This window comes from Gaiella sp. (assembly GCF_039915195.1).
GTDB lineage: Bacteria > Actinomycetota > Thermoleophilia > Gaiellales > Gaiellaceae > Gaiella.
Genome location: NZ_JBDSNT010000105.1, coordinates 15,262 through 27,056, shown reverse-complemented (window position 1 = coordinate 27,056; position 11,795 = coordinate 15,262). Strand labels below are relative to the sequence as shown.

The window sequence follows — 11,795 nt, the reverse complement described above, 5'->3', positions numbered from 1 at the left end:
ACCCTACGGATCCTGGTTCGCAGGGAGGGTCTCGGCGTGTAGCGACGTACCGGTGAGCGACGCGTGGGCGGCGCCGGGTCAGAAGGCCTCGACGCCGATACCGCCGAAGCCCTGAGCGCGGAACGAGCTCGGCGCTAGCCGAAGCCTAGGATGAACTTCGCGTCTTCCGACATGCGGTCGGGAGTCCACGGCGGATCGAACGTCAGCTCCACTTCGACCTTCTCGACGCCGGGAAGCGCCGCGACCGCGTCGTGGATGCCCTCCTGGATCATCTGGCCTGCAGGACAACCCATCGAGGTGAGAGAGTGGATGACCTTGATGTTCGGCCCCTCGATCTCTGCCTCGTAGAAAAGGCCGATCTCGACGATGTCCATTCCGAGCTCCGGATCCTCGACGCCGTGGAGCGCTTCGATGACGTCTGCTTCGGTGACCATGGCTGGAGTCTAGCTACGAGGCGACGGGTTTCAGATGACCGCCGGTGATCGCTCACACCCGGGCGAGGCGCTCGGCCCCCGTGAGGACGAGGTCGAGTACCTGGCCGATCGCGTGGTCGAGGTTCACGTTCTCGATCACCGGGACATCACAGCGCCGTGCACGCTCGACGAGAATGTCCTGGATCATCCGGATCTCGGTCATCCCGTCTAGGTACTTCTCCAGTGGGCGCAGGCCATCCGTGGCTGCGTCCCGGACCCAGAAGTGACTCCGGTGCGCCTGCTCGTCGCTGATCGAGATCACGCACTGAACGACGATCGCGTCGGTTCGATCGACGGCGATCATCCCGGGCACGAGATGGACGCCCTCGAGCACCATCGACCATCCTTCCGTGAGCGAGCGGTCGATCGCCGCCTCCACGCCAACGAGCACATTCCGCGTCTGGTCGAGGAAGCCACGCAGCGTTGCATCACCGGCAAGATCCTCGTCGGCCCGGCTCAGCGCGAGCTCCGCCTCGAAGCTCGAGTAGTGCACCGACGGCATGAACTCGCGAGAGAAGAACGCACGCATTGTCTGGCGGATGAAGTCCGTCGACGTCACCCGGGTAATGCCGAGCCGGTGCGCCACCTCGGTGGCAAGCGTCGACTTGCCCGTGCCGGTCGCGCCGCCGACGAGCAGCACGACGGGGAGCTCGAGGTGCTGGAGTGCCTGGAGACGCCGCAGTCGGCGCATCGTGCGCACCGCCTCCTGCTCGCCGAGCGTCTCGGCAGCGACCTCCGCCAGCCGGTCGAGGTCGAGCTCGAGCGAGCCACGGTCGATCATGTCCGCATCGGCGCGACGGGCGAGCTCGTACGCACGGGTGGGCGTCAGGCCCGTGGCGGCCAGCGCGCGCGCCATCAGTCCCTTTGACCACGGCGGCCCCTCGTCACCTCCGAGCGGTAGCGGAGCGAGATAGCGGCGTTCGCTCACACGCCCACCGTCGCAGACGCGGTCGCCTCGTTCGCGAGCCGACCGAGCTCGGCGTCGAGTTCAGGCTCGCCCGCAAGGGGCAGGACGTCGTTCGCCGCGAGCACGACGGGGACATCCATCCGCGCGGCCTCCTCGGCAACGACATCGATCGCGGCTGCCTTGATCTCGACAACGATGACGTCGCAGTCGAGGCCGACGAGCTCCGACCGGAGCGCCGCCCGGTCCGAGAGGCTCCCGGAGACGTGAACGACCTCTCCCCCGTACGTTCGTTCGAGGTGTTCGGCGATCCGGGCGTGTTGCGTTCCCGGCGCTGTCCCGAAGTACGCGACCCGCCGTCCACGGACGTCCTCGAGCGGGCGGGGCCGCAGGACGACACGAACGACCGGCACGCCCGGGCGCGCCAGGGCCGTCATAGCGGTCGCAAGCTCGCGATGCGCGACGCCACTCTCCGCCATCGTCACGATGATGAGATCTGCGAGCAGGGCGCGATACGGGTTCAGGTAGCCGGTCGTAACGGCGAGATCCTGGTGCGCCCCGACAACCAGGATGCGGCGATCAGCCGCGATCGGAGGCAGAGCTGCTCCGCTCCCGTCGAGCACGATGAGGTCGGGATCGAGCTCCTCGGCGAGGCGGACACCCGCGAGGACATTGGACGTGCCGACGGCGCCGGCGAGACCGCCGCCGCAGCGACGGCAGCCGATTGTCAGCACGCCGGTCAGTGCGGCGGTCTCGAGGTGGTCCGAAGCGGCGTGCATCCCGGAGCGAGAGATGCGAAGCAGATCCGCGACGGTCGGCCGGACCTCGACGAGCTCGGGTTCGGGAGGTCCTCCACGGCCCATTGCGACGACGACGACATTCCGTTCCCGCGCCAGCTCGCCTGCCACGTGACCGGTCACGGCCGTCTTGCCGACGCGCTTTCCGGTTCCGATGATCGCGATCGAGGGTCGCGCAATGGCCTCGAAGCGCGGCGGGTCGAAGCGGAAGTCCGCTCCCTCGTAGGGAATCCCGAGGGCGAGCGCCCGGGCGGCGAGGCGGAATCGCGCGGGAGGGCCGAGAACGGGCTCGTCCGAGAGATCGAGCACGACGTCCGGTGAGAGCTCGGCGACCGCCTCTTCGAGCGACGCCAGGAGCGGCACACCGTAGTCCTCCCCACCCCGAAGCTTCTCCGTCCCCCCGACGAGCACACAGCCGACGATGTCGTAGGGCAACTCGACGAGCGCGTCCCTGACCACAGGGGCATAGTGCTCCCCGTCGATCATCGCCACTGCCCTCATACGCGGGACTTCACCTCGGACTCGATCCGGCCGGTGTACTTCTCGTACTCGAACGTGTCGGTCGAGAATTGAATGATGCGCTCCTGGCCGTGGAACGGATGTCGGCGCCAGATATCGACGTGGCTGCCGTTGACCTCGATCACGTTGTAACAGGGTCGTGTATTACCCCGCAAGCGTAGAGACGAAACGGTGCCGGTGTTGACGACGAAGAGATTCTCGAGGCGCCACGCGTATGGAACGTGCTTGTGCCCCGAGAGGACGAGCTGCACTCCGGATCGCAGGAGGCACTCGATCACGTCTCCTGCGTCATACACGACGTTCCGCTCCCGACCGGTTCCCGGGACGGGAAGCAGGTGATGGTGGAGCACGAAGATCCTCAGGTCGGCCGGCTCGGCACCGAACTCCCTCTCGATCCACGAGTAGCGGCCGCGCCCGATCTGGCCGTGGTCGAGGTCGGGCTCGGTCGAATCGACCGCGACAACGGTGACTCCGCCCTTGCGGAGCACCGAATTCCGCTCGCCGAACATCTCCTCGAAGTGCACGTACCCGACGTTCCGGGAGTCATGGTTTCCGGGTATCACGACGAGGGATTCACACTCGATCTTGTCGACGTACTGCCTCGCGAGCTGGTACTCGTGCTTGAAACCGAGGGTCGTGAGGTCACCCGAGCAGATGACGATGTCGGGATTCAGGTCGTTGATCTCGCTGATCGCGCGCTCGAGCAGGGTCGGCTCGAAGTACTGCTCGCCACAGTGGAGGTCAGAGAGGTGAGCGATCCGGAGGCCCGGTGCAGCGCTGTTCGACATCGCCGAAGTCTATGACCTCGAGGCGTCCGGGTCGAGGGGGCCGTCCGAGAGCGCGAGTACCGTCTACTCGTGCGGTCGGAATCCCACCGGTTCCAGGCGTACCGTGGAACAGAGCCCCCGCGGTTTGCCAACCGGATCGAGCTCGAGTGCGCCAGGATCCTGGACTGGTATGGCATCCCCTGGGACTACGAGCCCACCTCGTTCGTTCTCGAACGAGACGACCAGGGGCGGACTACTCGCGCATTCACGCCCGACTTCTTCCTCCCGGAAGAGAACCTGTACATCGAGGTGACCGTGATGAAGCAGTCCCTCGTGACGCGCAAGAATCGCAAGCTCCGGGAGCTGCGCGAGCAGTACCCGCACGTCAACGTCAAGCTCTTCTACCGGCGCGACCTCGAGCGCCTGGCCCAGCGCTACCGGCTGAAGCTCGCCTCATAGGACACGACCGCCTCATCGGCGAGGTCTACCTCTCGGCTGCCGAGATCGCTGCCCGTGTGGCAGAGCTCGGCGCGGAGATCGCTGCCGACTTCGAGGGCCGGGAGCCACTCCTCGTGGCTCCCCTGAAGTCGAGCACGATCTTCCTCGCCGATCTCTCCCGGGCTCTGCCGATCCTGCACACGATCGACGTCATCGAGATGGCTGCCTACTCTGACGGCCGCCGCGGCGGCGTCCGGCTGCTCAAGGATCTCGACGTTCCGATCGGCGGCAGGCATGTCCTGCTCGTCGAGGATGTCGTCGACACGGGGCTCACGCTCGCGTTCCTCACGCGGACGCTCGCCGAGCGCGATCCGGCGAGCATCACGTCCGTCACCTTGCTCGATCGCCCGTACCGAAGGCTCGTGGAGAACATCGGCCTCCGGTACGTCGGGTTCACAGTCCCTGATGAGCTGTTCGCGGGGTACGGCCTCGGTCTCGAGGAGCAGTGGCGCGCGCTGCCCGATCTCCGCATCATCCCGACAGAGGCGCTCCCGGCAGCGGCCACCGACGCCGCCTAGGAACTACACCAAGGCGCGTCCGGCCTACAGATACCGAAGCGGATCCACCGCCGCGCCATTCATCCGGACCTCGAAGTGCACGTGGGGCCCGGACGAGTTGCCGGTGTTCCCCGAGAGGGCGACCACGGTCCCGGCGCTCACGGCGGTTCCCTCACCGACGACGAGGCTCGAGTTGTGCGCGTACGCGGTCGAAAGTCCGCCTCCGTGATCGATCACCACGAGATTCCCGTAGCCGCCGAGCCACCCCGCGTGGATCACCGTGCCTGCCGCGGCCGCGCCAACCGGTGTCCCGGTGCCGACGGCGATGTCGATGCCCTCGTGCATCCTGCCCCACCGAGGGCCGAAGCCGCTCGTCACAGGCCCCGACACGGGCCAGGCAAGCGTTGCCCCTGACGAAGGAGCCGTGGGCGAGGGTGACGTCGCCGCTGGAATGGCGGCCTGCAAGGCCTGGATCTTCGCCGCGAGCGCAGCACTCTGGGCCGCGAGCGCCTCCGCCTCTGCGATGAACGTGGCGCGATCCTCACGTGCGCCCTCGAGCGCCTGCGCCTTGTCGCTCTCGGCGGCCACGAGCGCGCTCCGCCTCGAGGCAACGAGATCGCGTGCTTCGCGCTGAGCCGCGGTTCGCGCTGCTATGACCGATACGGATCGTGCGACCTCGCGCTCCATGCGAAGCGTCGATGCCCGTGCCCGTGCGAGCTCGATGCGGGCCGCGTCGAACGCTCCGGCGATCCGCTGGTCCTGCTTCCCGATTCGATCGAGAAGATCAAGGTTGTTGATGAGCTCGCCGAACGACGTGGCTCCGACGGCGAACGAGATGAGATCGGGGGAGTCCGACAGATAGATCGCGCGGACATGCTTCTCGAGAACACGAAGTGCCGCCCGGTATTGCTGGCCGAGGACTGCGAGTCGCGCGTTCTGTGCATCTACTTCGCGTCCCAGTTGCGTGAGGCGAGCCTGCTCGGCTGCGAGAGACGCCTCGAGCGCCGTAACCCGAGCCTGCTCACCCGCGAGGGCCGCCTCCGCCGAGCGTGCAGCCTGACTGAGCCTACTCACCTCGGTCGTGAGAAGCTTCGCCGACCTGGCCGCCTGCTCTGCCTTCTCGCGAGCCTCTCCGAGACGGGCGTCAACTCCCGACTTCTCGGCACCTGGATCACCCGTTGCGGTTCCCGCGAGCAGCATCACGGCCGCGAGCACACCAAGGACAACCGACAGGCGGACCATACGGACGCATTCGCGCCGTCGGGTACTAGACCTTCCCATTCTCCCCATCGAGCGCTCGGAGGGCACTCGCCGCCTCTCGCCGTAGCTCACCGATCGACGCGCGGTAGTCCTCGTCGCTGACCCGCCCGGCGCGATGGTCGGCCTCGATCTCCTTCAATGCCGAAAGGGCGCGATCGCGCTCCTCTGCGAGTGCAAGCCGTCGCTGACGTTCCGGTGTCATCTCCTCGAGCTCGTCGGAAACGGGCTCGGGCTCGCGGAGGTACGGCAAGGCCACGAGAACGACACATACGACGCCGAGGATCGCGCTGAGGGCGATAGCGATACTCACCGGCCACGGACGGGGCTGCCGGCCTCCTCGTAGCGAACGGCAAGTCGCCGCTGCTCGCGCGCATCGGGCCAGAGCGCGATGATCGTCCCGAGGAAGAAGATGAGCCCTGAGAGCCAGAGGAGGTTGACGAGCGGCTTGACGAAGATTCTGAAGTAGACGCTGCCGTCGCTGTAGATCGTCCCGGGGATGACGAAGAGATCCTCGCCTGTGAGATAGTCGGTGCGGACACCGACCTCCGACGACACCTGTGGATCGGGACCGGCGATCTTGTACGAGTTCTTACCGGCTTCGAGGGAACCGAGGCTCTCGCCGCCCTTGCTGACCGCCAGCTTCGCCCGCACCTCGGTCGCATGATCGGTCTGTCGCTCGCTGAGCCCGACATACCGCACCGTGTATCCGGACACCGTGAGCGCCTCCCCCTTTGCCAGGCGGCCTTCGACGACCGAGTCGTACGCGCTCGCTCCGGCGACACCGATCGCGAAGAGGACGATTGCGACGTGGACGATGTATCCCCCGTAGCGGCGACGGTTGCGACCGACCAGGGAGCCGAATGCCACGGGCCAAGACTCGCTCGCGAGCGCTCGACGCGCCTTGGTTCCCCGCACGAACTCGAGCCCTATCGCTGCAAGAACAAAGGCCGAGAACGTGTAGGCGATCAGCCCTGGAGTCGACGACCCGGCCCCGAGGAGCAGCAGCACGAGGCCGGTCGCGACAGCGACCGAGGCGGGCCAGAGGAACGTCCGGCCGAGGCCACGCAGCGAAGCTCGCCGCCATGCGATCAACGGGCCGACGCCCATCAGCAGGAGCAGCGGGAGCCCGAAGATACGAAGGAAGAAGTTGAAGTACGGTGGGCCGACAACGACGGAGTCCCCCCGCACCGCTTCGGAAAGGATCGGCCAGGCAACGCCCCAGAGAATGGTCAGGCAGAGCGCGACGAGGAGCAGGTTGTTGTAGAGAAAGACCGCCTCGCGAGAGATGAGCGACTCGAGCCTCGTCGTCGACCGCAGGAGCGGCAGCCGCCAGATGATCATCACCGTCGAGAAGACGACGGCGATCACGATGAACGCGAGAAACCAGGCGCCGATCGAGCTCTGCGAGAACGAGTGGATCGAGTTCACGACCCCCGACCGCGTCAGGAACGTGCCGAAGATCGAGAGGCAGAAGGCAAGCGAGACGAGAATCATGTTCCAGACTTTCAGCATTCCGCGCTTCTCCTGGATCATCACGGAGTGGAGGAACGCGGTGGCTGCGAGAAACGGCATCAGGGCGGCGTTCTCGACCGGATCCCAGGCGTAGAAGCCACCCCAGCCGACCTCGAGATAGGCCCAGTGCGAGCCGAGAAGCTGGCCAATCCCGAGCGCGGTCCAAGCGATCAGCGTCCAGCGTCGCGTCGCGACGATCCAGCGCTCGTCGGTGCGCCCGGAGAGCAGCGCTCCCATCGCGAAGGCGAACGGCACAGCAAGGCCGACGTACCCGAGGTAGAGGAACGGCGGGTGGGACATCATGTACGGATTCTGGAGACTCGGGTTCAGTCCGGCGCCGTCGACCGGCGCGACCTGCGTCGCGAACGGCGTCGCTACGAGGACGAGAAGAAACGCGAACCCGACGGAGATGCCTCCGAGTACCGGCGTCACCCAGACGACGAGATCACGCGTGCGGTTGCGGTTGACCCAGACGGCGAGCGCGGCGTAGCCCGTAAGAATGAGGAGCCAGAGCAGGAGCGAGCCCTCCTGGCCGCCCCAGAGCGCGGAGACCTTGTAGATCCCACCCAGCGAGCGGCTCGAGTGCTCGGCGACGTACACGAGCGAATAGTCGTTGCGAACGAATCCGGCCACGAGGATGCCGGCAGCAATCAGCGTCGAGCCGAAGGAGGCGATGAGGGCGTTGCGGGCCGACATCGCAAGCCTGCGCCGACGCGTGATCGCGGCCACGGTCCCGACGACGCACGCGTACAGGCAGAGGCCGAGCGTGATGAGGAGCGCTGCCCGACCGAGATCAGCCATCTAGAGGTCCCCCCTACTGATCAGACGGTTTGATCGCCGTGTACTTCGACGGGCACTTGGTCACCATCGTCCCCGGCGTCGCAACGAACCTGCCGTTTTGCAGCTCGCCTTCGACGACGAGATCCCGGCCCGGTGCGAAGAGATCGGGCACGCTTCCCTTGTAGATGACAAGCACGGTTGGACTCGACGGATCCTTCACATCACGGAGCCGAAACCGCAGGCCCTCCTCGTTCGCATCGCCCGTCGGCTTGCCGACGACCTGGCCCACCAGGGAGACGGGGCCGGTCTGGGCGGCCAACTCGCTCGGCGTGAACGACGGCGTACCACCACCAGCGATCGAGGTGTAGAGAAGGAACACGGCGAGCACCGCCGCTATCGAGAGGGCGATAACGAGCCGCGCCGGAGAGCGCTTCCTGGCCACCCCCTGAGGATACCCGCGGCGGCGGCCACGCGACCTGACCAACCTCTTAATGAAACTAGGGTTAATGAAACTAGGCGGCGCGGACGGACTGCCGTCGACCCGGGATCTCGTACCCGTGGTCGTGGCACAGCGCACCGGGCGAGTCCTCCGTGAAGGCGTCGCAGTAGCCCTTCCCGTAGGAGGCGCGCATGAACGCCGAAACGACCTCGAGATTCCACTCAGTCACGTCGGCGGCCTCGCGCCAGAGGTCGGCGAGGCGAAGGTCGATGTCGAGCTCGAGAAGGTCGATCCGCGTGGGCTGATCCATGGCTCAAGAGTACGAAGCACGTCGGACGACATAGAGTTCCCGCAAATGGCACGAATTCGCGTAGGTCTGCCTGGTATCCCCGTCCGCGACGACCCCCACCGGGCCGTCGAGACGCTGCTCGCGCTGGGCTACGACGCCTGCGAGATCGACTTCGAGGGCGGGTTCTGGATGGACTATCCGTGGGCCGCGCAGCTGGGCGAGGCGGCGCGGGACGCCGATATCGCGCTTTCCGTCCATGCACCGCTCTTTGGCTTCATGGGCCATCTCGAGGCGTCGGGCCGCAAGTTCTCCTCCGCGGTCGGTGCGCTCGACCGCAGCGCCGGGATCGCGGCAGCATGCGGTGCCGAGGTCGTTGTCTTCCACCCGGGGTTCCTCCTTGGTCGGACGCGCGAGGACGCGATCGCTTCGGTCGTCGAACAGCTCGGTACGCTGCGCGCCCGCCTGGAAGGGAAGAACCGGGCCGTCCCATTCGGCATCGAGGTGATGGGCCGCGTTCGGGATCTTGGCTCGCTCGACGATGTCGTGGAGATCTCGCGCCACACGGGCTGGGTGCGGCCGGTGCTCGACTTCGCGCACCTGCACGCGACGAGCGACGGCGCCTACCTCGAGCCGAGCCTCTTCGTCGAGGCACTCGCGGCTGTGGACGACGTCCTCGCGCCGGGGACACCATTCCACATCCACTTCTCCGACATCGCGTACGCAAACCGCAACGAGAAGCACCATCTGCCCTACGGAGAGGGCACGCTCCGCGCCGACCCGCTACGGGAGGCACTCGCGCGCTTCGATCGTCCGGCGACAGTGATCTCGGAATCACCCGACGAGGCGTCGAGCCAGGCGATTCGCGCTGTCCTGACGTCCTAGAGGAGGGCGGCTATCGCCTCCGCCGCGCGCCGCGCGCCGTCGGTGCGAACCGGCAGGTAGGACGTCGGGGTTCGGAGGGCCGAGGCAAGCGCATCGGCGAGGTGCGCCGGAGACGCGTCGGCTTCGACCTGGCTCGCGTGGCCGTAGCGCCGGAGCCGATAGGCGACGTGGCCGTTCTGCTCGAAGTGACGGCGCAGAGGGACGCTGACGAACGGCCGACCGGCAGCAACGAGCTCCATCGTCGTCGTGAGACCTCCCTGAACGAGGGCCACGTCCGACGCAGCGAGCATGCGCCCCGCCGCATGGACGTAGGGAAGCAGCTCGACACCGCTCGGGACTTCGAACGCCGACCCGTCGATGCGTGGGCCCGCGATGAGGATCGTGCGGAGTCGGTCGACCCGCGATGTGAGCAGAACGTGTGCCTCGATCGCTCTCGCGAGCAGATCCGAGCCGACGCCCGAGCCGCCGACCGCGACGACGAGGACGGTCTCCTCGGGCGTCCACTCGAACTCGGCTCGCAGAACGTCCCTCGGCGGGAGGGTCGCCTGGTGCGCCGGGAGCACGTACCCGGTGAAGTCGAAATGCTCCTCCGTCCATGACCGGATCTCCGGCAGCCCGGCGCCGAACCGCTCCGGCACGATGTCGTCGGGGTCGCCGACGAAGAGCGCCAGATCGCGAACTCCCGGAAAGCGCTCGATCTGGCGGATCATCTCGGCGTTGTAGTCCGCCGTCAGCTCGACCTCCCGCGCGCCGCCCTCCGGCATCGGCAACCACCCCACGAAGTCGGTGAGGAAGCAATACGTCGCCGACTTGAGCTCGGGGTTCTCGTGGAGGAAGTAGTCGACCTCCCACGCCTCGTCTCCGATCCAGAGGTCGTAGCGGCCGTCGCGCGCCACGTCATGGAAGAGCATGAAGTTCGCGACGAGGATCTCGTCCATCTCGCGCCAGGCCTGAAAGACCGGAAGCTCATGCCCCGACGATGTCGCCGTGATGTGCGCGGATTCGCCGGCAAGCATCGACGAGGCGGGATGGATCGTCTCGCCACACGCTTCGAGCACCTGCGTCACGGGGTCCTGCGCAAGCCACTCGATCTCGAGCCCGGGGCGAAGCCTTCGAAGTTCTTCGGCTATCGCGACGTCGCGCCACGCATGGCCGAGGCCGATGGGGGAACTGACGAGGAGCGCGCGCGGTGAACGGGTCAGTGCCCGACGGAACGAGAAGCTCGTTCGTGCGCCGAAGACCCGGTCGGCGTAGTCGCGAAGCAACAGGTTGAAGCGGATCGGGTCGCGTGCATTGAGGCCGTGCCCACAACCGTCGAAGACGGCGAGCTCCGAGCCGGGGAGCGCGGCGTGCATCGCGGCACCGCGATCGGGTGGGGTGATCTCGTCCTCGGTGCCCTGGACGAACAGGACAGGGCATGTGATACGGCCGAGCAGTTCGAGTGCCTCGTCTCGCGTCGTCCCCGCCGCATCCATCAGCGTCGCAAGCGTCTCGGGCCCGATCTCATGCCCCCACGCGACGCAGTCGTCGATCTGCTTTGTGGAGTGGGGCTCCGGGAAGCAGTGACCGAAGAAGAACTGGAGATAGTCGTCGTAGCCTCCCTCGCTCGCCCAGTAGTGAACGTTCGCCTTGCCCCAGTCCTCGTATCGCTCGGCCCGTGCGCGCAACGGGAATCCGACGCGCTCGGGAAGCGGCGGGGACAGCGGCAACGACGGCGCGATCGAGACCATGGCACGGACACGGTGGGGATACTCGGCAGCAAGCCGGAGTCCCGTCCCTGCCGAGCCGCAGTGGACGACTGCGAGGCACTCTTCGGTTTCGGTCGCATCGAGGACTGCGACGGAGTCGCCGACCTTGACGCGATCGACGTACTCCGCGCTCGTCGCTGGACGGCCGGATCGCCCGTTTCCGCGCCCGTCGTGGCTGACGACCCGGTAGGAGCGCGCCATCGTCGCGATCTGCGCCTTCCAGAAGCGTGAGTGAACGATCGCCCACGGCGGCATGAAGAGCAGCGTGTGCTCTCCCTCACCGAAGACCTCCCAGGCGATCTCGACGCCGTCCACGTCGACGACGCCTGACGTGAGCGGCTGGACGGCGCGCGAGAGATCAGGCACGTTCATTCCTGTCGCTCCGGCACCCAGCACGCTCATCCCGTCCCTCCTCCACCAGCATCGTCGA

General features: G+C 66.9%; 13 protein-coding genes. 3 read left to right on the top strand and 10 right to left on the bottom strand.

The window, feature by feature from the left end:
- Positions 1 to 134: 134 nt before the first annotated feature.
- The 4 genes from ABIR74_RS10425 to ABIR74_RS10410 are packed head-to-tail and all read right to left on the bottom strand — an operon-like array spanning position 135 to position 3,481.
- On the bottom strand, positions 135 to 434 hold the full coding sequence (locus ABIR74_RS10425) for a metal-sulfur cluster assembly factor (protein WP_348177788.1): 300 nt from the start codon (positions 432 to 434) through the stop codon (positions 135 to 137).
- 52 nt (positions 435 to 486) lie between these two features.
- Entirely contained in the window at positions 487 to 1,401 is a 915-nt protein-coding gene (locus ABIR74_RS10420; protein WP_348177786.1) for a hypothetical protein, read from the bottom strand.
- Positions 1,398 to 2,666 carry a 2,3-diphosphoglycerate synthetase gene (locus tag ABIR74_RS10415; RefSeq protein ID WP_348177784.1) on the bottom strand — a complete coding sequence of 423 codons (1,269 nt, stop codon included), beginning with the start codon at positions 2,664 to 2,666 and terminating at the stop codon, positions 1,398 to 1,400. The genes ABIR74_RS10420 and ABIR74_RS10415 overlap by 4 nt, the downstream gene beginning before the upstream one ends.
- Positions 2,667 to 2,671: 5 nt before the next feature.
- The gene (locus ABIR74_RS10410; protein ID WP_348177782.1) at positions 2,672 to 3,481 is read right to left on the bottom strand and encodes a metallophosphoesterase; all 810 of its coding nucleotides are present in this window, start codon (positions 3,479 to 3,481) and stop codon (positions 2,672 to 2,674) included.
- 69 nt (positions 3,482 to 3,550) lie between these two features.
- Here ABIR74_RS10410 and ABIR74_RS10405 point away from each other — a divergent pair, with 69 nt between their 5' ends.
- Positions 3,551 to 3,919: a hypothetical protein gene (locus tag ABIR74_RS10405; RefSeq protein WP_348177780.1), complete on the top strand. Its 369-nt coding sequence runs from the start codon at positions 3,551 to 3,553 to the stop codon at positions 3,917 to 3,919.
- A 56-nt stretch (positions 3,920 to 3,975) separates the two neighbouring features.
- Entirely contained in the window at positions 3,976 to 4,476 is a 501-nt protein-coding gene (locus tag ABIR74_RS10400; RefSeq protein WP_348177778.1) for a phosphoribosyltransferase family protein, read from the top strand.
- Between the two features lie 24 nt (positions 4,477 to 4,500).
- On the opposite strand, the gene ABIR74_RS10395 is transcribed toward ABIR74_RS10400, so the two are convergent.
- The 5 genes from ABIR74_RS10395 to ABIR74_RS10375 form a co-directional block, all read right to left on the bottom strand.
- The gene (locus tag ABIR74_RS10395; RefSeq protein WP_348177776.1) at positions 4,501 to 5,697 is read right to left on the bottom strand and encodes a peptidoglycan DD-metalloendopeptidase family protein; all 1,197 of its coding nucleotides are present in this window, start codon (positions 5,695 to 5,697) and stop codon (positions 4,501 to 4,503) included.
- 25 nt (positions 5,698 to 5,722) lie between these two features.
- The gene (locus ABIR74_RS10390) at positions 5,723 to 6,025 is read right to left on the bottom strand and encodes a hypothetical protein (RefSeq protein ID WP_348177774.1); all 303 of its coding nucleotides are present in this window, start codon (positions 6,023 to 6,025) and stop codon (positions 5,723 to 5,725) included.
- On the bottom strand, positions 6,022 to 8,028 hold the full coding sequence (locus ABIR74_RS10385) for a heme lyase CcmF/NrfE family subunit (protein WP_348177772.1): 2,007 nt from the start codon (positions 8,026 to 8,028) through the stop codon (positions 6,022 to 6,024). The genes ABIR74_RS10390 and ABIR74_RS10385 overlap by 4 nt, the downstream gene beginning before the upstream one ends.
- A gap of 13 nt (positions 8,029 to 8,041) precedes the next feature.
- The gene (locus ABIR74_RS10380; protein WP_348177770.1) at positions 8,042 to 8,449 is read right to left on the bottom strand and encodes a cytochrome c maturation protein CcmE; all 408 of its coding nucleotides are present in this window, start codon (positions 8,447 to 8,449) and stop codon (positions 8,042 to 8,044) included.
- 70 nt (positions 8,450 to 8,519) lie between these two features.
- Positions 8,520 to 8,756, bottom strand: a complete 237-nt coding sequence (locus tag ABIR74_RS10375) for a hypothetical protein (RefSeq protein WP_348177768.1) — start codon at positions 8,754 to 8,756, stop codon at positions 8,520 to 8,522.
- 45 nt (positions 8,757 to 8,801) lie between these two features.
- Here ABIR74_RS10375 and ABIR74_RS10370 point away from each other — a divergent pair, with 45 nt between their 5' ends.
- Positions 8,802 to 9,617, top strand: a complete 816-nt coding sequence (locus ABIR74_RS10370) for a TIM barrel protein (protein ID WP_348177766.1) — start codon at positions 8,802 to 8,804, stop codon at positions 9,615 to 9,617.
- Here ABIR74_RS10370 and ABIR74_RS10365 read toward each other — a convergent pair.
- The gene (locus ABIR74_RS10365; RefSeq protein WP_348177764.1) at positions 9,614 to 11,767 is read right to left on the bottom strand and encodes an alpha/beta fold hydrolase; all 2,154 of its coding nucleotides are present in this window, start codon (positions 11,765 to 11,767) and stop codon (positions 9,614 to 9,616) included. The genes ABIR74_RS10370 and ABIR74_RS10365 overlap by 4 nt on opposite strands.
- Positions 11,768 to 11,795 lie beyond the last annotated feature (28 nt).